Source organism: Acinetobacter sp. AOR41_HL (assembly GCF_027854645.1).
GTDB classification, from domain to species: domain Bacteria; phylum Pseudomonadota; class Gammaproteobacteria; order Pseudomonadales; family Moraxellaceae; genus Acinetobacter; species Acinetobacter nosocomialis.
Genome location: NZ_JAKTHZ010000006.1, coordinates 1 through 24,621, shown reverse-complemented (window position 1 = coordinate 24,621; position 24,621 = coordinate 1). Strand labels below are relative to the sequence as shown.

Sequence of the window (24,621 nt, the reverse complement as noted above, 5' to 3'; positions counted from 1 at the left end):
TGGCTTTTTTATTAATTAACTTAATTCATTGCTGGTAATGGCGGTGGAGTAGATGGACCATCTTTTGGTGGTTCAAACGTAGATACCGGATTTTCAGCAATATAAACTTTAGGTGGTTGAGGCTCACGACCTTCCATGATGTCACGGATTTGATCACGATCAATGGTTTCCCATTCCATCAACGCTTTAACCATTGCATGTGCGATATCTTTATTATTTTCCAAGATATCACGAGCAACTTTATACTGTTCATCTAAAATACGGCGTACTTCCTGATCAACTTGCTGCTGAGTAGCTTCAGAAATTGTACGGCTACCTACATTACCGAAGAATCCATTTTGGTTTTCATCTTCGTAAACCATAACACCCATTTTGTCAGACATACCGTACTTCGTTACCATCGCACGAGCCATTTTTGTAGCACGTTCGAAGTCATTTGAAGCACCAGTCGATTGTTGCTGAATGAAAACTTCTTCAGCAATACGTCCACCAAACAAAATTGCAATTTCATTCAACATTTTGTCTTTATAGTGGCTAATCTGATCTTGTTCAGGTAACTGCCAAGTTACACCTAAAGCCCAACCACGCGGCATAATTGTTACCTTATGCACAGGGTCAGTACCCGGTAAAATCTCAGCAACAATTGCATGTCCAGCTTCATGGTAAGCAGTTGCACGACGCTCTTCTTCACGTAAAACCATTGATTTACGTTCAGGACCCATATAGATCTTATCTTTTGCATCTTCAAAGTCATGCATATCGACAGTGTTCTTATTACGGCGAGCAGCAAACAAAGCAGCTTCATTTACAAGGTTTGCCAACTGAGCACCAGAGAAACCAGGGGTACCACGAGATAAAACTTTAACATCTACACCAGTAACTGAAGGCAATTTTTTCAAATGTACATTCAGGATTTGTTCACGACCACGGATGTCAGGTAAACCAACCATAACTTGACGGTCGAAACGTCCTGGACGTAATAATGCTTTATCCAATACATCAACACGGTTAGTCGCAGCAATAACGATTACGCCTTCATTACCTTCAAAACCATCCATCTCTACGAGCATTTGGTTTAAGGTTTGCTCACGCTCATCATGTCCACCACCTGTACCCGAACCACGGTGACGGCCTACTGCATCAATCTCATCGATAAAGATGATACATGGTGCATGACGTTTTGCTTGTTCAAACATGTCACGGACACGGGACGCACCCACACCCACAAACATTTCAACAAAGTCAGAACCAGAAATGCTAAAGAATGGAACTTTTGCTTCACCAGCAATTGCTTTGGCTAATAACGTTTTACCAGTACCTGGAGGACCAACCATAAGTACGCCACGTGGAATCGTAGCGCCCAAGCGTTTGAATTTTGCAGGATCTTTTAAGAAATCTACAATTTCCACAACTTCTTGTTTCGCTTCATCACAACCAGCAACGTCAGCAAAAGTCACTTTGATTTGGTCTTCTGAAAGCATTTTCGCTTTCGATTTACCAAAACTCATCGGACCATTTTTACCGCCTGCACCACCACCCATGTTACGCATAAAGAACATGAATAACAGAATGATTAACAGTACAGGGAAACTAGCAATGAGAAGTTGCATCAAAATGCCTTGACGTTGTGGTGCTGTGCCCTCTACAACAACATTTTGCTTGTTTAAGCTTGGCATAAGTTCAGTGTCTTCAACTTGCGGACGAACAGTTTCAAACTGAGATCCGTTAGTTTTTTCACCACTAATATTTAAACCGTCAATCGTGACTTGCTTAATTTGGCCAGCATTCACCGCTGCAACAAAATCTGAATATTTCATTGCAGTAGGCTTATTGCGGTCACTGATATTACTGAAAATTAAAATCAGAACACCCAGTATTATTAGCCACAATACGGCATTCTTGAAGTAATCGCTCAAAGCTTTATTCCCATATCGATCTAATTTGATCATGCCCAATCTTGGCCGATCGTCTTAAAAACAGCAATTGTCTTGCTTGCGGATAACCTAAAAGATACAAAATGCACAATTTTTAGGAGCTTGGCAAGTAAACTTTATTGCAATGCTTTCTTACGCCCTTGTCCAACCAAAAAAACTTCTTTAGATCGTGCCCGAGAAGCTGCTGGTTTTGCTGTTTTTAACACATCAAAACTATCAACGACTTGTTTACGAAACTCATCAAATCCTGCGCCTTGGAACACTTTAACAACAAACTGTCCATTTGGACCCAAGACTTTCTGAGCAAAGTCTAAAGCAAGTTCACACAAGTAAATCTGTCGAGGTTGATCAACAGCCCTATTACCTGATGTATTGGGGGCCATATCAGAAATTACAATGTCTACTTGTCTTCCGTTTAAAATATTTAACAATTTTTCAAATACAGCTTCTTCTCTGAAGTCGCCTTGTAAGAAAGTGACATCCGGCAAAGCATCCATAGGTAAAATATCGGAAGCAATAACTAAACCCTTGCTACCAACAAGTTTCCCAGCAATTTGCGACCAACTCCCAGGAGCTGCTCCCAAATCAACCACTGTCATGCCTGGCTTGATCAACTTATATTTTTCTTGAATTTCAAGAAGTTTATAGGCTGCTCGTGCACGATATCCTTCCTTTTGTGCTTTTTTTACAAAAGGATCGTCTAGATGTTCCCTCATCCACGCACGACTACTTTTAGACAATTTTTGGTTTGTGATGCGTGTTGCCATAACTCACTAAATATCAAAAAAACTTCTGATTGCTCATTGTACGTGAAAATTACTCTCATTACAGTACGGATGTAACGTAATCTCAATAACTTTTACAGTTTTTTTCCAATAATGTTGATCGATTATTTATACAGTTTTTCGTACATTTGATTTTAAGTTTTTTGCTATACTAAGTCGTTTTTAAAATCAGGTATTTTTAATGGCCGCTTTATCTATTCATGAACGTAAACGTTTACGTCAAATTGGTCACGTGCTTAATCCGGTTGTCATGATTGGTGGACAAGGCTTAACAGATGCTGTAATCGAAGAAACGCTTCGTGCTTTAAATGATCATGAACTCATCAAAGTAAAAATTGCTGGTGAAGACCGTGAAGCTCGCGCAGCTGTAATTGATGCAATTGTAGAAGCAACTGGCGCTGAAGCTGTGCAGAAAATTGGTAAAATCGTTTTACTCTACAAAAAAGCAGCTAAGCAAAACCAACACTTATCTAACCTCGTTCGTCACGCTCACTTAGCAAACTAACTTATTGACTACTTATGGCAAGTTACGAACTTTCAGCTTTTGATCGTTTTCATGCTGTTTCTGTTGTTGGCGCAATTGAACAGCAAGCCCCGCATACATTAAATGTGGGTTTTTGGATTCGTGATCCAAACCAACTTATTATCTGGCCCCAAGAAGTCGCGGCTCATCCTCGTCAAGATTTTTTGTGGGAAGAGACTTGTTTTGAAATTTTTATCGGCGTGCATGATGAAGATTTCTACCGGGAAATTAACCTTTCCCCTTCTCAAGCATGGCAGGCCTACCAGTTTGAAGAATATCGATATCCGGAAAGCATGCCTCCCCTCGTTGCTTACGATATCGAACTAAATCATCTCAAGCGTACCCATTATGGTTTAAATGTAAGTCTTGATTTAGGTCAGTTTATGCAACAGCACCGTTTGAAATGGGCAAACCTTTATTTAGGTTTAACTGCTGTTTTAAAAACAAAAGATGGTATGCAGTACTATGCAATGCAGCATAGTGGCAAAAATGCTGATTTTCACAATAAACGTGATTGGCTGCATCAGTTTTAAAAAAATAAAAAAGCGAGAAATTAATTCTCGCTTTTTTATTGAATTTTATTCTTCAATTCTTAGTGATCTCTTGCTTTGTTCCAAGCCTCAACCGCATTATTTTTTGTGCGCTTTAAACTCTCACTTAAAGAATCTTTATGTTTTAAAGAAATTTGACTAATGTCACCCTTAAGTTCTTTAGTCACTTTCGTTAAATCTTCAATTAATGCATTAATTTCAGCTTTTAATGTATTTTTCAGTTCATTTAGTCCTTCTTGAGAAGTATTGAACTGAGCTTTAATCACATCAAGACGTTGTAAAATATCTTGTTTAATCTGAGCAAACTGGTTTTGAATATTCTGATTCAATTCTTGAGTTTCAGCCCCAATTTTTTCTTCAGTCTCGGTAATTACAGCTTTAACTTGTTCTTGAGTTTCTGCAATAGCTTCTTTAACTTGCGAAGTTGCTTCATGAGCGACTTCTTTCACCTGTTCTGTTTTTTCAGCTACAACTTCTTTTACCTGTGTTGCTTTTGTACTCACTGCTTTTTTAGCTCGAGTTGTTGTTTTCGCTACAGCTTCTTTTGCTTCAGTTACTTCGGCTTTAACCGTCTCTGCTACAGACGAAGCATTCTCAGCTATATCTTTTGAAACTTGATTATTGCTCATGCTATTTCCTCATATTGTTTATTTTTTAGCTAGTATTACAATAAGTGGAATTGGCTTATTTCAGGCACCAGATTGTTAGACAATTTGCTAAAAGTATCAATTTCAGACAAGCGGATGAGTTTTTTTGCAAAAAGCAAGCAAGGAATTATATTTTTTAATCGAAAATAAATAGACTTTTTAGGGTTCCATGCGTATAATGCGCTGTTAAGTTACAAGCGGGCAGACCGATAGGGAGGGGCATGTTTTTTTAGAACATTGCCTATCTTTTTTAGGTCTACTCGCTTTTTTACAGCCGAAATTCAGGAGCTTTGGTTTGAGCACCCCCGCCATTTTAGCCCTCGCAGATGGAACGATCTTTAAAGGAACGTCAATCGGCGCAACGGGAAGTACGACTGGAGAAGTCGTTTTTAACACAGCCATGACAGGCTATCAAGAAATTTTGACTGACCCAAGTTATGCACAACAAATTGTGACATTAACTTACCCTCATATTGGTAACACTGGTTGCAACGAAGAAGACGTTGAATCTGGTCGTATCCATAAAGTATGGGCGAATGGTTTAATTATTCGTGACCTTCCACTATTACACAGCAACTTCCGTTCTGAGCAATCATTAAGTGAATATCTGCAAGCACACAATGTTGTCGCAATTGCTGATATTGACACACGTAAACTTACTCGTATTTTACGTGATAAAGGTGCACAAAATGGTTGCATCCTTGCCGGCGAAAATATTACTGAAGAAGAAGCGATTGCTAAAGCTCGCGCTTTTGGTGGTTTAAATGGTTTAGACCTTGCAAAAGAGTGCTGTGATCCAACAGGCTTTGAATGGTCTGAAGGTTCATGGGCATTAGGTAAAGGCTTTACTCAACCTGAGTTAAAATACCACGTGGTTGCATACGATTATGGTGTCAAAACCAACATCTTGCGTATGCTTGCAGACCGCGGTTGCAAACTCACTGTTGTTCCTGCTGAAACTCCGGCTGAAAAAGTATTAGCACTTAATCCAGATGGCGTATTCCTTTCAAACGGCCCTGGCGACCCAGCTGCTTGTGATTACGCTATCGAAGCTGTAAAAACTATTGTTGAAACCACAACATTACCTGTATTTGGTATCTGTTTAGGACACCAAATCTTGGCACTCGCTTCTGGTGCAAAAACTGTAAAAATGAATCATGGTCACCACGGTGCGAACCACCCTGTACAAAATCTTGAAGATGGTACAGTGATGATCACCTCTCAAAACCATGGTTTTGCTGTAGATGCAGAGACATTACCGGCTAACTTAAAAGCAACGCATAAATCATTGTTCGATGGCACCTTACAAGGTATCCATCGTACTGACAAACCAGCTTTCAGCTTCCAAGGTCACCCTGAAGCAAGCCCGGGTCCACATGATTGTGCACCATTGTTCGATCATTTCATCGAACTTATCGAAGCATCTAAACAGTAATTAAGGAGCGAATAATGCCTAAACGTACGGATATTAAAAGCATCTTAATTATTGGTGCTGGTCCAATTGTTATCGGTCAGGCTTGTGAGTTTGACTACTCTGGTGCTCAAGCATGTAAAGCGCTTCGTGAAGAAGGTTACCGTGTTATTTTGGTTAACTCTAACCCAGCGACCATTATGACTGACCCTTCAATGGCTGATGCAACTTACATTGAGCCAATTACTTGGCAAACTGTTGCTCAAATCATTGAAAAAGAACGTCCAGATGCGGTCCTTCCAACTATGGGCGGACAAACTGCACTGAACTGTGCGCTTGCACTTGATGAAAATGGCGTATTAGCGAAATACAACGTAGAACTTATTGGTGCAACGAAAGAAGCGATTGAAAAAGCCGAAGACCGTAAACTCTTCGACATCGCTATGCGCAAAATCGGTTTAGAGTGTCCAAAAGCTGCTATTGCTGAAACCATGGAAGAAGCATTGGAAATCCAATCTCGCTTTGGTTTCCCAGTAATTATCCGTCCATCATTTACAATGGGTGGTTCAGGCGGTGGTATTGCATATAACCGTGAAGAATTCCTTGAAATTTGTGAACGCGGTTTCGACCTCTCTCCTACTCACCAGTTATTGATTGATGAATCTTTAATTGGCTGGAAAGAATACGAAATGGAAGTTGTTCGTGACAAAAACGACAACTGTATTATCGTATGTGCGATCGAAAACTTTGATCCAATGGGTGTTCACACAGGTGACTCAATCACTGTAGCACCAGCTCAAACATTAACTGACAAAGAATACCAATTGATGCGTAATGCTTCAGTTGCGGTTCTTCGTGAAATTGGTGTTGAGACAGGTGGTTCTAACGTTCAGTTCGGTATTAACCCGAAAGACGGCCGTATGGTTGTGATCGAGATGAACCCTCGTGTATCTCGTTCGTCTGCTCTTGCTTCTAAAGCAACTGGTTTCCCGATTGCAAAAATTGCTGCGAAACTAGCTGTTGGTTATACCCTTGATGAATTGAAAAATGACATCACTGGCGGTGTAACTCCTGCGAGCTTTGAACCATCAATCGACTATGTTGTAACGAAGATTCCTCGTTTTAACTTCGAGAAATTCCCACAAGCAGAACCAGTTCTTACCACTCAGATGAAATCTGTTGGTGAAGTCATGGCAATTGGCCGTAACTTCCAAGAATCTGTACAAAAAGCATTACGTGGTCTTGAAGTTGGCGTAAGCGGTTTCGATGAAAAAATCGAAGCTGGTGCAACAAACGTAAAAGAAACCATTTTAAAAGAGCTTAAAGTTCCGGGTCCTGAGCGTATTTGGTACGTAGCAGATGCATTCCGTCATGGTTTCTCTTTAGGTGACGTATTTGAAGCAACTAAGATTGACCGTTGGTTCTTGATCCAAATTCAAGATATCGTTAAGACAGAAGCTCAAGTAAAAACTTTAGGTTTTGGTGATCTAACTGCTGAAAATATCCGTTCGTTCAAACGTAAAGGTTTATCTGACCTTCGTATTGCGAACCTTATGGGTATTTCTCAAAAGCAATTCCGTAAGCAACGTTGGAACTTGGGTGTTTATCCAGTTTACAAACGTGTTGATACATGTGCTGCAGAGTTTGAATCTGGTACAGCATATATGTATTCAACTTACGATGAAGAGTGTGAAGCAAATCCATCAAATCGTGACAAGATCATGGTTATTGGTGGTGGTCCGAACCGTATTGGTCAAGGTATCGAATTTGACTACTGCTGTGTACACGCTGCTTTAGCAATGCGTGAAGACGGTTACGAAACAATTATGGTGAACTGTAACCCTGAAACTGTTTCTACCGACTATGACACATCTGACCGTTTATACTTCGAACCTGTAACACTTGAAGATGTTCTTGAAATCGTACGTACTGAGAAGCCAAAAGGCGTAATCGTACAATACGGTGGTCAGACTCCACTTAAATTAGCACGTGCTTTAGAAGAAGCTGGTACTCCTATTATCGGTACTTCTCCAGATGCCATTGACCGCGCAGAAGACCGTGAACGTTTCCAACAAATGATTCAACGTTTACAGCTTCGCCAACCAAACAACAGCATCGTAAAATCTGCTGAAGAAGGTATCTCTGAAGCTGCGAAAGTTGGTTATCCGTTAGTTGTTCGTCCATCTTATGTATTAGGTGGCCGTGCAATGGAAATCGTATATAACGAAGATGAACTTAAACGTTATCTTCGTGAAGCAGTACAGGCTTCTAATGAAGCGCCTGTTCTTCTTGATCACTTCCTTGATGATGCAACTGAAGTTGACGTTGACTGCGTATCTGACGGTAAAGATGTCGTAATAGGCGGTATCATGCAGCACATCGAACAAGCTGGTATTCACTCTGGTGACTCTGCATGTTCTATCCCTCCTTACTCTCTTTCTAAAGAAGTACAGGATGAAATGCGTCGTCAAACCGTTGCTATGGCGAAAGAACTTGGTGTAGTTGGTTTGATGAACGTTCAGTTCGCAGTTAAAGGCGACGATATTTACGTTCTTGAAGTAAACCCACGTGCATCACGTACTGTTCCGTTCGTATCAAAATGTATTGGTGAATCTTTAGCAAAAGTAGCTGCTCGTTGTATGGCGGGTCAATCACTTGAATCTCAAGGCTTTACTAAAGAAATCATTCCAACTCACTTTGCTGTGAAGGAAGCTGTTTTCCCATTTGCTAAGTTCCAAGGCGTAGACCCAATGCTTGGGCCTGAGATGAAATCTACAGGTGAAGTAATGGGTGTTGGTAAAACATTTGGCGAAGCATTCTATAAAGCCGTTCTAGGTTCAAATGATCGCTTACCAGGTCTACCAACTGAAGGCGAAGAAAAAATTGCTTTCTTATCTGTTCGTGAATCTGATAAGAAATATATTGCTGATATCGCTAAAAAGTTCGTAGCTTATGGCTTCAAACTGGTAGCAACAGGTGGAACGTATAAAGTACTTAAAGAAGCAGGTTTGGAATGTGAATCTGTAAATAAAGTAACTGAAGGACGTCCACATATTGTTGACCGCTTGAAAAATGGTGAAATACACCTTATTGTCAACACTACTGAAGGCAAACAAGCTCAATATGATTCTGCAATGATTCGTCGTGCTGCCCTCCAAGGCAAAGTTTATTACACAACGACTATCAATGGTGCAGAAGCAGTTTGCCAAGCCTTTGCTGTGAAATTGCCAATGGATGTATACCGCTTGCAAGATTTAACTGTAGGTTAATTTTTTTCCGATAAGTCCCGCCACCTTATCGGTGGCGGGATTTTTTCATTTTTTTAACTGTGTTTTCTCAACTTAAGAGGGACCGAAATGCAACGTTATCCAATGACCCCTGAAGGTAAAATCGCCTTAGAGAAAGAATTACAACATCTGAAATCTGTTGAACGTCCACGTATTACTCAAGCGATTGCTGAAGCACGTGAACATGGGGACTTAAAAGAAAACGCAGAATACCATGCTGCTCGTGAACAGCAAGGTTTCTGTGAAGGCCGTATCCAAGATATCGAAGGGAAATTGGGTGCTGCACAAGTCATCGATGTTAAAGACTTAGAACAAAACGGTCGTGTTGTATTCGGTGTTACGGTAACGATTGAAAACCTTGATACTGAAGAACGTAAGACTTATAAGATTGTTGGTGATGATGAGGCTGATTTTAAAATCAATAAAATTTCAGTAAATTCACCAATTGCACGTGGCCTTTTGGGTAAAAATGAAGGTGATGAAGTAAAAATTACCACTCCTCAAGGCGAAGTTGAATACGAAGTTGTAAGTGTAGAATATCTTTAATTTTAATTAGATATACTTAGGCTATAAGACCCCTCAATTGAGGGGTTTTTACATTTAAGACAAATAGTAAAAAATTCACTATGCGTCTTTTAAAAAACCTGATGCAAAGATTTGAAAAGCATTTAATGCTTCAGGAAGTAGCTGTTCAGGATATTCACTAGAAGCCACCCATAAGGCTGCATTCATGGCAGCACCATTTAAAAGCACTGCTGCTGCTTCTGGATCTACAATTTTAATTCGTTCCTCTATCAAAAGCTGTTCAACGCACTCACGAGTAGACTGCAAACATCTATTTTGACTTGGCCAATGCGCCGGATCACCCAACACTGCAGGGCCATCACGTAGCACAATACGCTGAAATTCAGGCTTCAAAGCATTTTGAATATAAGTCTGCCCTTCAACTAGTAATCCTTCCCAAAGATCATCAAACTGCTCTCGATGCTGCTGAGCATATTCGGCCATCTGTGAATCAATTTGTTCTACAACTGCTGCAAATAAACCACGCTTATCGCCAAAATGATGATAAAGCGCCCCACGAGTCAATCCTGCCTCGGCCGTGAGTTTATCCATTGAAGTATCGGTATAGCCATATTCCGCAAATGCATGACGTGCTACTTCAATTAGTTTTTTGCGGGTTTCCGCCATTTTTCTTTCACGAACAGACATATATTTCACCAGCTAATCATCACAAAAAATATTAATTGACATACGCCTCGTATGTCAATTAAGTTTACATACGAGGCGTATGTGAAAATTAACCGACATTTATTGATTAGAAGTTAAATACTGAAGGAGAACAAACCTGATGAGAACTGCAATATTTCCCCAAAATCGTCATGCCTTATATGAACAGCATGGCTATTCAGCCGCAATTCAATCGAAAGATTTACTCTTTGTTTCAGGGCAGGTTGGTAGCCTGGAAGATGGCTCGCCTGTACCTGATTTTGAAAAACAGGTAACACAAGCTTTTAAAAACTTAGAAGAGACATTAAAAGCAGCAGGTTGCACTTTCGATGATATTATTGATGTCACTACCTTTCATACAGATCCCGAACGGCAGTTTGAAAGTATTATGAAGGTTAAAAATCAAATCTTTACACAAAAGCCTTATCCCAACTGGACAGCTGTTGGCGTAACTTGGTTAGCGGGTTTTGATTTTGAAATTAAAGTCATTGCACGTATTCCTCATAAGTAATGAAGACAAATTAGTACGTGCTTTAGTATTCGATTCATTAGCTGAACTGAGATTATTGGTTCAGCTTGAATCGCAATTCGGTATAATGACTTATTCCCTTTTTTATATCTTCCTTATGGCTGAAAAGTTAATTAGCTCCCCTGTCCGCCATTGGTGCGAATTTGAATTTATTTCCAAAACTGTAAAAAATCCGAATATCCATATTAAAGGTAATTATTCTTACTACTCAGCCTACTGGGATCAAGGTTTTGAACGCTGTGTCGTACGCTATTTACACGACAAACCATCTACTCCCGATAAACCAATCGATCAGCTTTATATTGGTAATTTTGTATGTTTTGGGGCTGAGTGTGTGATTATGATGGGTGGTAATCAGCTTCATAGACCAGACTGGATTTCGACTTTCCCTTTTGATACCCGCAGTTTTTTAGCAGCTGGCGACACCATCATTGCAGATGGTTGTTGGATTGGAAGCCGTGCCATGATTATGCAAGGTGTAAAAATCGGTGAAGGTGCTGTTATTGCAACTGGAGCTGTCGTCACTAAAGATGTCCCACCCTATGCAATTGTAGGTGGAGTTCCGGCAAAAGTTATTAAATACCGTTTTCCTCAAGAACAAATCGACAAATTACTTGCTTTAAAACTTTATGATTTAGATGAAAAACAAGTTTTAAAAATGCGTGAATATTTGCAAACTGATGATATTGACGCTTTAACAATCCATATTGAAAATTTAAGAGATAAGTAAAATATATTCTCAAGTTTTTCTTGTTTAAAAATCACAAATGATTACGTGGCCGAATTTAAATCGTAAGAAAAGAAGTATAAAGTATTGAATAAATAAGCATCATTACAATAAGGAACATTCTCATGTTATACCAACATATTCTTGTACCAATTGACGGTTCTGAAACATCTATGGTCGCTATGAAAGAAGCGATCAAACTTGGCAAAGCATTAAATAGTAAAATTACTATCGTACAGGTCATGGCACTTGATCCAATTATTGCAGATCTTTATGTAAAGACTGGCCAAACCAATGAACTAATTGAGCGGACTAGAACATACTTACTTGATATTTTAGAACAAGCCAAACAACAGTTTTTACAAGAAGGTCTTAGCGTAGAAACCAAATTACTTGAAGGTTTCGTTGTGCATGAAGAAATTATTCAAGCTGCACAAGAGCTTAATGCTGACTTGATTATAATGGGCTCTCATGGCCGTACAGGCGTACGAAAACTTGTATTAGGAAGTGTTGCACAAAAAGTTTTAGGTGAAAGCCATATTCCTGTTTTAATTGTTCGCTAAAAAATGCCTGTCTGGCTCAATTCGGCCAGATAGGCACCTATTTTTTAAAAGGAATAACGTCTTCTCTTGATTGCTCAACCGTTATTGTTTTTTTACTTTTAAAAGCATCCCAAGAATAATTTTTATAATTTAACTGCCATAAATAGTAAGATTGACCGATATCTTTAAACCTAATATTTAATGTCATCCATGTTTCATCATAGCAATGCTGTGACTTCTTATACTCTTGTTCTGAAAAACATGCTCGAATCATTTTACTCGAAGAAAAATTAATATCTTTTAAGGCAACTTGATACTGACCTTTAGACTTAAGCTCAATAAAATCAGCGTTTTCCTCAAAACGCCCTCCTCCAGAATAACCAGTAAACCATGTGTTTAGCACTGCTATTGCATGCTCATTTTTATTGAGTGGATATAGTGCTGGAAAGATTTTGAGTCCATTAGGGCCTAAATCATCAGAATGTGGCTCTTTATTACTATGTTCATAATTTTTAAAATTCCACTGATTCAGCACTGTATATTGATTATTTTGCTTTTTAACTTCAGCAAGTTGTGGAGTTTCATCTATTAAATAATAAATCTGATCTTGTGTGTTTTTGACTTTCCATAGCTTAGCTTCATCGCTACATTTATGACTTAACTGCTGACAAATCGAATGTATATCTTGTGATGAGACTTTCACATTTATAAAAGGTTGAGCTGAAATAGCCTGCTCTGCAAAACTCGATTGCACTGTTAAACCTAGTAGTAATATGGCTAGACTCTGCCATTTATAATTCTGCATTTGTATTTATTCTCTATTAATAATTTTAAGGTTGCCATGCGAATTGCTTTAAGTTCACTTTGTCATTCAACAAATAGACTCCTTCAGCTTCAAGCTTTAACTGCTGAACATTTTCACCTTTTTCATTAAACTTACTTAGGCTAATTTTACCTTGTGAGTTAATAACACGGTACCAAGGAACTTGATGATTTGCATCAAGATGCTTAAGAACATAACCTACTAATCTGGCGTGTTTGGGTAACCCTGCCATACGTGCTATTTGTCCGTAAGTTGCTACTTTTCCATATGGAATTAGAGCAATGACTTCTAAAATCTGTCGATGTAGTTCATACTGAGTTGTCAAAATGGAATCCATAAAAATTGACATCGTTCATATCATATAAAAATTTACTTTAAATCTCTTTAAAAGAATATGCAGAGACATTGCGATGAATATGAAAAAAACCTTACTGATGATTACAGGGACACTTCTGTGTGTTTCTTGTACGACCCGCCCTCCTCTACAAACGCCAGATTTATCAGAGGAACCTGCCAATAATAGACCTGTAGTTCCAGTTACTTTCGTTTTTACTACAGACAATCCTTCTGCTGCACGCTTTGATAACCTTACACAAATGCGAAAAGAAGTCCGCATCTTAAATAAATATTATTTAGATGACCAAGGCAATAAAATCTTTAATTTCAAATTAAACCGTTATATTTCTTACCAAGATTTTTCAAAAATGCATTGCGAACTTGGTAATGAAATAAACCAAGCTCGTCCTATTTCTATAGGCTCGATCCCTGCAAGCGTGAATGCATGCTTTCCTAAACGAACAGCACGTAAAGAAGTCATAGTCTTTATATACGATGCGTATTCAAAAAACTTAGAATTTGATGATGTTACTAGTCGTACATTCCGTAATAATGGAAAACCCTTTATTTTATTAGACTGGAATCGATTAAATTACAATATTCAAGCGGGTAGTATTCATGAAATGGGCCATGCTTTCGGCTTAAAACATGTATGTGTACCTAATGCAACTAAAACCACCCCCACCAATATTATGGCCAGTGCTGAGTGTAAATTAGGCAGTGGCGGCTTAAGAAATTTGGGGTTTACTCAGACACAGCTTCAAACCATCTTATCAACTTATAAACAATATTCTTAAAATTTAATTTCAACATATCTCCCCAAGTTATCTTGGGATGCCATGTAATTCTCATGGGTCAGTAAAGATGTCATATAAGTACTGGCCTTTGAGAAATCTTCAATATCTACTGGATACGGCTGCCAAAAAGTTTTTAAGTTATCCGTATAAATTGGATAAAGACGAAGTAAGTCATTTGCCAAATCGAGTTTGGCTATACAACCAAATGGCAAAGCATTTTGCTGTTCATATTCTCCATCACTATTAAACACAGCATTACCAATACTAAACACAACAGGCTTTTGATTGATGATCTGGATTGGCTGAATAGTATGAGCGCCATGACCAACTATAAGATCAGCTCCTGCTTGAGTAAGAATAGTCGCGAGTTTAGTTTGGTCTTTTGTAATAGGCTTAAAGTCGATACCCCAATGACAAATAACAATAATTTTGCGCTCTGGATGATTCTGTTTATAACGCATTATTTGTTCAAGTAAAACACCATTTAAACAAGCTACTCCACTTCTTGACCCTAGTGCATAGAAATCATAGTCTAGATAAGCACTGTCTCTATGCCAATAACCATTAAAAATCGTATAGTGCTTAGCTTCAAAAGCTATTTCAAAGTAATTGTGAGCATCTTTTTGGTTCAGTCCAGCGCCAATATAAGCAATACTCGCCTGATCCAACTGTTGTAATGTATGGGCTACTCCTTCATCGCCATAATCCTTCAGATGATTGTTCGCCAACACCAAATAATTCAAATGAATGCTCTTAAGCTCTTCTAATGTTTTTTTAGCGTCGGCTTTTAGAATGAATGGCTTTTTATCTTTTAACGGCGATTGATTTTCTAAAGAAAAGACTGCTTCAAAGTTAGCTATGTTTATGTCATTTTTACCTAAAAATGGCTGTATTTTTTCAAATGAATAGTGATATCCATACTGCTGTAAAGCATCTGTTTGTCCTCTAGACTTACGCTTTTCAGTGTACATTTCACCGAAATAGGTATCTCCCAGAATATTGATAATGCCTGTTTGAGAAGAACATTTTTTTGCCTCGACATACTTTTCTTGAAAAAAATGGTAGTACGGAACCAAATACTCAAGACGGTGAATATCATCTAAAAAAGAGAAAAATCCAATACTCTGATTCTGTTCGGAATAAGTGATATAAATCTGTCTAAAGGTATGTGAGAGATATAAAACCGAGGTGAGTACTGGATGAGCAAGCAAAGGCGTAATCGGTTGATATACTTTATTTTTAAAAAAAAGTGTTTTGATAAAGAAAAGGTTCTTTAGCTCGGCTGGATAGCTATAAATATTTTTTGCCAACAAAAATAGATTTTTTAATTGATTAGGCGCTTTTAAAGTTAATTTGTAGTTTTCCGCTCTCTTAGACAAGATCAATTGAGCTTGCTCAACGGAATCAAACAGTATATTGCTTAAGGCATCTTTAACATCATTTGCCTGAGTAAAAATTACGAATTGTAAAAGCTGGGCAAATGTATAAGATTCATTTTTTTCCAAGCCCAAATATTGTTCACCAATTTTCTTATTTTTTTGTTCAGAAACCCGATAGACTTTATCAGCTTGAACTTTTTTTTGATGGAATTGTTCTAATGCATAATCAATCAATAATAAAGTAGAAATGTCTCCATCAATTTCAAATGTCCAAATTGCCTCTTCAAATTGAGCATGATCAAGAGCAGCTAGCAGCTTAATTTCAAATAGAGGATCAGTCATATCTCCTCTCCTTCGAAATCTTTTACGTAGGCAATGTAGCCAGACAAGTTATGTTCCTGATCATCAATTCTTACTCTAAAGCGATCATGTCGTACATAAAAAGCATGCAATATTTTATCTGGACGCGCCATGTACATCGCTATTTCCGGATAGAAAAAACCTGTGGTTTGAAACTCAGCCCGAAATGTAATCAGTTTTTTAATTCGTGCATATAAGCTTGTTCAAAAAGTTTTTGATGGCCTTGCTCTTTTAAACGATTTACCATTTTATAAGCAGCCATTAGCATTTCTAACAAAGTTGCATACGTTGTTTTTCTATTTCGAATAAAAATAAAATGTTTTAAATAATTATTTAAACCAAAAATAAAATATTTTTCTTCAGGACTTATTTTTGTAAGCTCATTGGTACAGTAACTTAACCAATGATCATGATATTTTTCATATCTTTTATAAATAAAATTTTCAAACATCAATTTAACAGTGTCTAATAATCTTTTATCCTGATTTATTTGATACAACCTGAGTAAAGCTAATGCTGCTTCTCCATCATAATAAATGATTCTAAACCTTTCTTTTAAATCATAGTCTGGATAATTTAATACATGAGTAGTTAATCCATCTGAATCAACTAATTTTAAAATACCATTTGCAAGTTTCTCTGCATATTTTAAATAATCTATTTTTTGAGTAATTTCCTGATATTTCATTAACATTAAAATAGCTGCTGCGTTTGCACCTAATTTAATTTCAAATTCCCCTTCTTTACCATCAATCATAAAAGCAGTTCTAGAGTCTTTTTCTTTATAGAAAGTAGTAAGAGCGTATTGAATTGCTGCAATAATTTTAGGCCAGTACTCAGGTTTATCTTGTAATTCGAAAGTTTCTAATAGTGCATAAAGCGAAGTACAGTGACGTACAGTATTGTAGTTGCGGATATCTCGATCGAAGGCAGGAAAATAGCCATAAATGAATTTGCCATTTTCTTGAATCTGGCTGTGCAAAAACGCTGCATTTTTCTCAATGAGCTCTCTAAAATGCAGCTTCTTATTGGTCGCAATACCTCTAATACCATTTGCATCATAACGGCTTGCTAAATTAATAAACTGTCCATTTTCATAAAAAGTTGCATAGGTATCAAAGGTCCAAATGTCTTGCAGCTCTTGTAGTCTAATTTGTGGTTTAGTAGCGTTATATTTTTGCTTAATTGCATAGTTGAGATTGGTTTCATCAAAAAAGTTAGGTTTGTCATAACTCAAACCTCGAATAATTGCTTTGCCATATATCTCTTGCTCCAGAAAAACCACCGAACATGCTTCATCAAATGCAATTCCTCTGCGGTAATGATTATTATGAAATTGATGATGAACAAGTTGTTCTATTTGACTCCAACTTTGTTTTTCTAGGTTGTACGCAACATCAATTTTTATATAGTCTGGAAGTTGATCTGGAGAAAACTGTCTATTAATAAAATCGAGTAACTGTATAGTTGCTTGTGAAAAAGCTGTTTTTTCGGTATGCCAGACACTACATCTTTGATCTTTAGGACCAAATGATATAAACAAAATTGTTTTTTCCGGAAGGTCTGGAACATGCTGAGCGAAATGTTCCAACCAAAGCTTAAGTTGTCTTTTAAAGTCTAAAAATACCGCCACTCGAATTAAGTCCCTATCCGTTATTTGTTGTTCTATAAAATTCTCAATGCATCATAGCATGAACTCTCTAAAAGCTAGGTTAAAGTATTGTTTAAACATAAAAAAGAGAACCCTAGGGTTCTCTTTTTTATTTGGTTAATTATCTATTAATAGATAATTTGACCATTGTTAAGAAGATCATTAAGCGTTAATGATGTTCTTGGTTCATCTATATGAATCGTCAACAATTGTGTGCTTGTGTAAGTCGTACCTAAGCCATCACGGTCTACACTAATTGTGGCATTTTGTGTCGCTGCGTTATAGCTTACAGATACATACTGACCAATAGTTAAACTGTTCGGATGAGTAAGTAACAAGTTACTAATATCGATCTTATCAGCTTGGTTATCAGTTGCTGTATTACCTACATGGAAATCAGTCCATGTATCTACACCACCAGTTGTTGTGTTGCCACCTGTTGGATTGTTCACGCCAGCCGCAGTTAACGTATTGTAAATCAAGGTATCTGCGCCATTTCCAAGCGTGAATGTATCATTCGCTCCTGTACTTACAGCTAGGCTATTCAACTCTTGACTTAAGTTGATGGTCAATGTGCTAGTTGACTCTGCACCAGTCACGGATACGAGTTTGTAGTTAATCGTATCAATCGTAGCACTTGCCGCGCTATCAAGTGGTTTGTAATAGTACGAACCATCATGGTAGAGATACAACGTACCTTCGCCAGTATTGATCGCCTGACCAGCAGCAATTTGGTAATTTCCTGGTGTAACTTCAACATATAGTTGAGAAGCAGCTGAAGTATCTGCAACTCCACCAGTTGTATCGCCTAACAAGATATTGCCGTGAATCCAATCTGTTAAACCATCAGGTGTGTATTGATCTAGATGTGTAGCTTTTGTAGTTACTACAGAATCTAGAGTCACAGTTCCTAAAGAAATCAGACTAGATAAACTAAATACCACTCGATAAGTACCAGCAGATAAGTGAGATATGTCAGCTGAGTATGCTGGTGCACCTAATACTCCTGCCAAGGCTGTCGCAGAACCTGAGTAAACAGTATCTACCCATGTTGAACCCACCAATTGCTGGATTTTATAACCAGTTGTTGGAAGAGCCGACAAGCTTAATGATGCCGTATAGTCTAATTCAACATGAACATCACTTACCGTGTTAGCAGCAATAACGAATTGATTCGAAGTGACTGTATTGCTTAATACAGTTAATGGCGGGAAGCCTGCAAGGTTACCAATAGTTACCGTGCCACTTGGTACGTCAACAACAGCATCCGTTACTTGTTTCATACTAACAGTTGCATGATTAGTATCAGCATTTGCTACAGGTAACGGAATTACCGCATCTGCACCAGGGTTAGCATTATTCCAAGTGATATTCACATCTGGAGAACCAATTTGGATATGCAATGTTGCTGTGTCTGTTCTACCAGTTACAGGGTCTGTCACTGTATAGGTAAAGCTATCAACTTTTCCTATATTTTGTGTGTTCGCTGTAGCTTGATAACTATAAGTACCATCAGCATTAATCGTTAAGGAACCATAAGCACCCACAATAACTGTTGATGAACCTACATTTACAGCCTGCGTATTACCAGTTTCAGAAGTGACAGAAGTCACAACTGTCGTAGTCGTAATATAGTCTGGCGTATAGTTTGGTCCATATACAGCAGAGTTGTCGTCTGAAAGAACATTACCTGTAACCGGAGTTACAACCAAGTTAGGTACTTGCGTAATATCACCATTATTCAAAGTAATACTTGCTGTAACGCTACCCAGAGCTGTTAGAAGCGTATTGCTTTCCATAAATAGCTCATAGCTACCAGAACCTAAATTATCAACTTTGAATTTCACTTCAGAGCCAAAGATACCTAATAGGTCAAGCACTCCAGTATTCGCGCTATCTGCAATTACTGTACGAGTACCGTCTGGATTTACTCGTGTTAATACCACATGTAAACCATCAACAACTGTAGCTACTGAACCAAAGTTAACCGAGATAATGGCTTCAGACACATGTCCTTCAGCTACATTAAAGGTTGCTGTACCTTGTTTAGACCCAATAACGACTCCGCCAACTCCTAACAACCAGTTATAACTAATCGCGTTACTAAGAACTTGTTGTGTAGTTGGGTAAACCATGTCAATTGCTGCTGAAGCAACGTTATCCATTGCATCAACTGGAACATGACCTGTAATTACTGCAGGCTGAGATGGATCTGCTGCATTCCAAGTCATAGCAACCTTGTTACTATCCAAGTGGACATACAAGACAGCTTGAGATGTATTACCTGTTGCTGGGTCTAGTAACGTATACGAGAACTGATCAACTTTACCAAGGTTTAGACCATCTGCATTTGGTGTATAGGTATAATTACCATGTTGATCAATGACTAACGTACCGTAAGTACCAGTGATTGTAGTTGTACCCGTTGCGTTAACGGCATTTCCATTCACTGCTGAGATCACTGCATTATTACTTGCAGCATCTACTGCACCATTAATACCAGCATCTTTGATGACGTTACCAGAGATCGGATCAACTGAATATCCAGATACAACATATGGGTTATACACATCCATTGTACCTGTCAATGTACCACCAATACCCACACCTAGTAGACCACTGTAGCCCATAAATGCACGATATTGTCCTGGATCTAGCCCTTCAATGACTGCTGTTGGAGTACCTCCTATTAGAGATAGACTAACTAAAGTCGCTTGTGGGTTATTTCCGCCAATAGATACCCATTGTCCTGTTGCAGCATCATATTTTTGAACAACAATCGAATAATCATTCAATACACCAGCGTTGAGTAAACCACTGAATGTAAATGTCGCAGTACCTTGACGGTCAGCATCCACATTGAATGCAACTGTTGGGTTACCAAGGAGCTGTAAATCTAGACCTGCTAACGATATTGCAGCTACATAACTTGCACTACCAAGTGCTACGTCATTCGCAACAAGTAAAGATTCCGGATTAATTTCAGCAACTGCCAAGTTATCTGCAGCTTTGACAGAACTTAACTGAATGTTAAGAGCTGCTTGAGCTACATCACCAGTTACAGAATCTTTTAACGTATATACAAAGTGATCAACCTGTCCAACTCCAGAAGCATTTTGATTTGGAGTGTAAGTGTATGAACCATCAAGGTTAATCACCAATGTACCGTATGTACCATTAATGATTGTGCCATTAGCAAGAACAGGTTGGTTATTAACTTCACTCACAACTGTATTTGGAGTTACGACATCAGCTTGACCGTTTGAGTTAACATCTACGATCACATTACCATCTGCAGCTTCTGTATAGAAACCACCGATTTGAGTTGTATCATAAATGTCCATAGTACCTGTTAATGTACCTAGTAAACCAATACCTGCCAGACCGTTATAAGTCATAAAGGCACGATATTGACCTTGCTCAAGCCCATCGATAACAACACCTGGTGTAGAACCTAATAAAGTCAGGTGAAGAATATCTGCTTGACCACCGCCATATATAGAAGTCCATTGACCAGTAGCTGTATCAAATTTTTGTACAACTAATGAGTAATCAGATAGAGCATTAACCCCTATTAAAGCACTGTAGGTAAATGTCGCATTACCTTCTTGGTTGGCAGCTACATTAAAGTTAACCGCTTCAGAACCAAGCTGTAAGTTAAGTCCAGCAAGTGATACAAGCGCCAAGTAAGTTTTACTACCAAGAGCCGCATCATTTGCGATTTGTAATGGCTGTGGAGCAAGAACAGCTGTATCAAAGTTGTCATATGCAATGATAGAAGAACTTGCAATTGTATAACTTTGAGTAGCTTGCAAGTTACTACTGTTGCCAGCAGCATCCGTAAAGGTTGCTTTTGCATCAACTGTCAAATCAGTATCAGCTACAAGCTGGCTACCAGGAACACCTATTGTCCATGTTCCATTCGCCGGATCTACTACAGCCGTGTAATCCGTGCCATTAACGTTAACAACAACCGAGGTAACAGTTGCATCAGCAGGAATAGTCACTGTTCCAGTAATATTTACTGTTCCTGCAGTCTCAACCGGACTAAGGATGTTATCACCTGTAATCGGATTAATCGCAATTGCAGCAGCATTAATGTCTGGTGGCGTAGTATCCACAGTTACTGTGACATCAGTAGCATTATCGATATTGCCTTGCGCATCTACTGCTTGGGCATGGATAGTCACTGGCCCATCTGCAGTTACTGCGATCGCAGCAGTGATATAACCATTGCTTAAGTCAGTTGCATTGACTGTATAGTTAGTGCCATTAACATTTACAACTGTACCCACCGCTGCATCTGGACCTAATCCTACACGGGCATTAAAGCTACCGTCTGTACCAAGTTCTGATGCATTGATGATGCCGTCAATGTTTAAATCATCCGGTACTGTAATCGCAGTGATTAAATCAGCTGGTGTGGTATCTACAGTTACAGTGACATCTGTTGGACTGCTGATGTTGCCTTGCGCATCCACTGCTTGGGCATGGATGGTAATTGGGCCATCTGCTGTTACAGGAATCGCTGCTGTGATATAGCCATTGCCAAGGTCAGTTGCACTCACTGTGTAGTCAGTACCATTGACATTCACAACAGTACCTACCGCTGCATCTGGACCCAACGCTACACGCGCATTGAAGCTGCCGTCTGTGCCAAGTTCTGATGCATTGATAATACCGTCAGTATTTAAGTCATCCGGTACTGTAATCGCTCCAAGTAAGTTCGCTGGAACAGTATCGACAGTCACGATTACATCTGCTGGACTGCTGATATGACCTTGTGAATCCACTGCTTGGGCATGAATGGTAATTGGACCATCTGCAGTTACAGGAATTGCTGCGGTGATATAGCCATTCGTCAAGTCAGTTGCACTTACTGTGTAGTCAGTGCCGTTAACGTTTACGACTGTGCCTACCACTGCATCTGGACCCAATGCTACACGGGCATTAAAGCTGCCATCTGTGCCAAGTTCTGATGCATTGATAATACCATCAGCATTTAAGTCATCCGGTACTGTAATCGGACCAAGCAAGTTCGCTGCTGCAGTATCTACAGTCACGACCGCGCTACCTGTGCCCACATTACCTGCAGGGTCGGTTGCTGTCACAGTCACAGTATGCGGACCGTCAGCCAACACTGGAAGTGTATTGTCTGCAAGTGTCCAGCTACCATTGCCATTGTTCACCGCAGTATAGTTCACACCATTTACAGTCACCACAACAGTCGCTGTTGGATCATTCACTGTACCTGTTAATTCAGGTGTACTGTCATTGGTAGTGACATCACTTAAACCAACTGTCGGCGCAGTAGCGTCTAAAGTTACCGTCACATCTGCCGGGCTACTGATATTACCTTGTGAATCCACTGCTTGGGCATGAATGGTAATTGGGCCATCCGCTGTTACAGGAATCGCTGCGGTGATATAGCCATTGCCAAGGTCAGTTGCACTCACTGTGTAGTCAGTGCCATTAACATTCACAACAGTACCTACCGCTGCATCTGGACCCAACGCTACACGCGCATTGAAGCTACCGTCTGTGCCAAGTTCTGATGCATTGATGATACCGTCAGCATTTAAGTCATCCGGTACTGTGATCGCACCAAGCAAGTTCGCTGGTGTGGTATCCACAGTCACAGTGACATCGGTAGGACTGCTGATATTACCTTGTGCATCCACTGCTTGGGCATGGATGGTAATTGCACCATCGGCTGTTACAGGAATCGCTGCTGTGATATAGCCATTGCTTAAGTCAGTTGCACTCACTGTGTAGTCAGTGCCGTTAACATTCACAACAGTACCCACCGCTGCATCTGGACCCAACGTTACACGGGCATTAAAGCTACCGTCTGCGCCAAGTTCTGATGCATTGATAATACCATCAGCATTTAAGTCATCCGGTACTGTAATCGGACCAAGCAAGTTTGCTGGTGTTGTATCCACAGTCACAGTGACATCTGTTGGACTGCTGATATTACCTTGTGCATCCACTGCTTGGGCATGAATGGTAATTGGACCATCTGCAGTTACAGGAATTGCTGCGGTGATATAGCCATTCGTCAAGTCAGTTGCATTGACAGTGTAGTCAGTGCCGTTAACGTTTACGACAGTACCCACCGCTGCATCTGGACCCAATGCTACACGGGCATTAAAGCTACCGTCTGCGCCAAGTTCTGATGCATTGATGATGCCATCAGTATTTAAGTCATCCGGTACTGTGATCGCACCAAGCAAGTTCGCTGGTGTGGTATCTACAGTTACAGTGACATCTGTTGGACTGCTGATATTACCTTGTGCATCCACCGCTTGTGCATGGATGGTAATTGGGCCATCAGCAACCACTGGGATCACTGCTGTGATATAGCCATTCGTCAAGTCAGTTGCACTCACTGTGTAGTCAGTGCCGTTAACGTTTACGACAGTACCCACCGCTGCATCTGGACCTAATCCTACACGGGCATTGAAGCTATTGTCTGTACCAAGCTCTGATGCATTGATGATGCCATCAGTATTTAAGTCATCCGGTACTGTAATCGCACCAAGTAAGTTCGCTGGTGTGGTATCTACAGTTACAGTGACATCTGTTGGACTGCTGATGTTGCCTTGCGCATCCACTGCTTGTGCATGGATGGTAATTGGGCCATCCGCTGTTACAGGAATCGCTGCTGTGATATAGCCATTGCCAAGGTCAGTCGCACTCACTGTGTAATCAGTACCATTGACATTCACAACAGTACCCACCGCTGCGTCAGAACCCAATGCTACGCGGGCATTGATGCTGCCGTCTGTGCCAAGTTCTGATGCATTGATAATGCCGTCAGCATTTAAGTCATCCGGTACTGTAATCGCTCCAAGTAAGTTCGCTGGAAGCGTATCTACAGTCACGATTACATCTGCTGGACTACTGATATGACCTTGTGAATCCACTGCTTGTGCATGGATGGTGATTGGACCATCTGCAGTTACAGGAATTGCTGCGGTGATATAGCCATTGCCAAGGTCAGTTGCACTTACTGTGTAGTCAGTGCCGTTAACATTCACAACAGTACCTACCGCTGCATCTGGACCCAATGCTACACGGGCATTAAAGCTGCCGTCTGTGCCAAG

15 protein-coding genes and 4 pseudogenes are annotated in these 24,621 nt (G+C 39.5%); 9 read left to right on the top strand and 10 right to left on the bottom strand.

Features of this window, described 5'->3' with window-relative positions; all coding sequences use genetic code 11:
* Positions 1-20: 20 nt before the first annotated feature.
* A complete protein-coding gene (gene ftsH / locus MKL35_RS01095; RefSeq protein WP_025466761.1) occupies positions 21-1,916 on the bottom strand; it encodes an ATP-dependent zinc metalloprotease FtsH in 1,896 nt (631 codons plus the stop codon).
* 134 nt (positions 1,917-2,050) lie between these two features.
* A complete protein-coding gene (gene rlmE / locus MKL35_RS01090) occupies positions 2,051-2,701 on the bottom strand; it encodes a 23S rRNA (uridine(2552)-2'-O)-methyltransferase RlmE (protein ID WP_000235573.1) in 651 nt (216 codons plus the stop codon).
* Positions 2,702-2,900: 199 nt separating this feature from the next.
* On the opposite strand from rlmE, the gene yhbY reads away from it, so the two are divergent.
* Both yhbY and MKL35_RS01080 read left to right on the top strand, forming a co-directional pair.
* Positions 2,901-3,224 (top strand): ribosome assembly RNA-binding protein YhbY, encoded by a 324-nt coding sequence (gene yhbY / locus MKL35_RS01085; protein ID WP_000729551.1) that lies wholly within the window; start codon positions 2,901-2,903, stop codon positions 3,222-3,224.
* A gap of 14 nt (positions 3,225-3,238) precedes the next feature.
* Positions 3,239-3,775, top strand: a complete 537-nt coding sequence (locus MKL35_RS01080) for a DOMON-like domain-containing protein (protein ID WP_017394284.1) — start codon at positions 3,239-3,241, stop codon at positions 3,773-3,775.
* A gap of 59 nt (positions 3,776-3,834) precedes the next feature.
* Here the strand turns inward: MKL35_RS01080 and MKL35_RS01075 are convergent, their stop codons facing one another.
* Positions 3,835-4,422 carry a hypothetical protein gene (locus MKL35_RS01075; RefSeq protein ID WP_032011619.1) on the bottom strand — a complete coding sequence of 196 codons (588 nt, stop codon included), beginning with the start codon at positions 4,420-4,422 and terminating at the stop codon, positions 3,835-3,837.
* 313 nt (positions 4,423-4,735) lie between these two features.
* Between MKL35_RS01075 and carA the strand changes: the two genes are divergently transcribed.
* From carA to greA, 3 genes are all read left to right on the top strand, one after another.
* Positions 4,736-5,875: a glutamine-hydrolyzing carbamoyl-phosphate synthase small subunit gene (gene carA, locus MKL35_RS01070; RefSeq protein ID WP_017394286.1), complete on the top strand. Its 1,140-nt coding sequence runs from the start codon at positions 4,736-4,738 to the stop codon at positions 5,873-5,875.
* Between the two features lie 14 nt (positions 5,876-5,889).
* Positions 5,890-9,120, top strand: coding sequence for a carbamoyl-phosphate synthase large subunit (gene carB / locus MKL35_RS01065; RefSeq protein WP_270912596.1), 3,231 nt, complete (start codon positions 5,890-5,892; stop codon positions 9,118-9,120).
* 87 nt (positions 9,121-9,207) lie between these two features.
* Positions 9,208-9,684, top strand: coding sequence for a transcription elongation factor GreA (gene greA / locus MKL35_RS01060; protein WP_002048557.1), 477 nt, complete (start codon positions 9,208-9,210; stop codon positions 9,682-9,684).
* A 68-nt stretch (positions 9,685-9,752) separates the two neighbouring features.
* Here the strand turns inward: greA and MKL35_RS01055 are convergent.
* Positions 9,753-10,350, bottom strand: a pseudogene (locus MKL35_RS01055) (TetR/AcrR family transcriptional regulator); the annotation flags it as partial.
* A gap of 139 nt (positions 10,351-10,489) precedes the next feature.
* Between MKL35_RS01055 and MKL35_RS01050 the strand changes: the two are divergent.
* The 3 genes from MKL35_RS01050 (at position 10,490) to MKL35_RS01040 (ending at position 12,187) form a co-directional block, all read left to right on the top strand.
* Complete coding sequence (locus MKL35_RS01050; protein ID WP_002048554.1) at positions 10,490-10,879, top strand: RidA family protein; 390 nt, start codon at positions 10,490-10,492, stop codon at positions 10,877-10,879.
* Positions 10,880-10,994: 115 nt separating this feature from the next.
* Positions 10,995-11,627: a CatB-related O-acetyltransferase gene (locus MKL35_RS01045; RefSeq protein ID WP_002048504.1), complete on the top strand. Its 633-nt coding sequence runs from the start codon at positions 10,995-10,997 to the stop codon at positions 11,625-11,627.
* Positions 11,628-11,749: 122 nt separating this feature from the next.
* The gene (locus MKL35_RS01040; protein WP_004885516.1) at positions 11,750-12,187 is read left to right on the top strand and encodes a universal stress protein; all 438 of its coding nucleotides are present in this window, start codon (positions 11,750-11,752) and stop codon (positions 12,185-12,187) included.
* A 37-nt stretch (positions 12,188-12,224) separates the two neighbouring features.
* Here the strand turns inward: MKL35_RS01040 and MKL35_RS01035 are convergent, their stop codons facing one another.
* The gene (locus tag MKL35_RS01035) at positions 12,225-12,971 is read right to left on the bottom strand and encodes a hypothetical protein (protein ID WP_032011621.1); all 747 of its coding nucleotides are present in this window, start codon (positions 12,969-12,971) and stop codon (positions 12,225-12,227) included.
* 25 nt (positions 12,972-12,996) lie between these two features.
* Entirely contained in the window at positions 12,997-13,326 is a 330-nt protein-coding gene (locus tag MKL35_RS01030) for an MGMT family protein (protein WP_081404468.1), read from the bottom strand.
* 79 nt (positions 13,327-13,405) lie between these two features.
* On the opposite strand from MKL35_RS01030, the gene MKL35_RS01025 reads away from it, so the two are divergent.
* Positions 13,406-14,122 (top strand): metalloprotease, encoded by a 717-nt coding sequence (locus MKL35_RS01025; protein WP_022575206.1) that lies wholly within the window; start codon positions 13,406-13,408, stop codon positions 14,120-14,122.
* Here the strand turns inward: MKL35_RS01025 and MKL35_RS01020 are convergent.
* The 4 genes and pseudogenes from MKL35_RS01020 to MKL35_RS19395 all read right to left on the bottom strand — a co-directional run.
* Positions 14,119-15,843 carry a CapA family protein gene (locus MKL35_RS01020; RefSeq protein ID WP_270912588.1) on the bottom strand — a complete coding sequence of 575 codons (1,725 nt, stop codon included), beginning with the start codon at positions 15,841-15,843 and terminating at the stop codon, positions 14,119-14,121. The two genes, MKL35_RS01025 and MKL35_RS01020, sit on opposite strands and share 4 nt — an antisense overlap.
* Positions 15,840-17,494: pseudogene (locus MKL35_RS01015) on the bottom strand (poly alpha-glucosyltransferase). The gene MKL35_RS01020 and the pseudogene MKL35_RS01015 overlap by 4 nt, the downstream one beginning before the upstream one ends.
* A 146-nt stretch (positions 17,495-17,640) precedes the next feature.
* Positions 17,641-20,364, bottom strand: a pseudogene (locus tag MKL35_RS19400) (BapA/Bap/LapF family large adhesin); the annotation flags it as partial.
* Positions 20,365-20,469: 105 nt separating this feature from the next.
* Positions 20,470-24,621, bottom strand: a pseudogene (locus MKL35_RS19395) (beta strand repeat-containing protein); the annotation flags it as partial.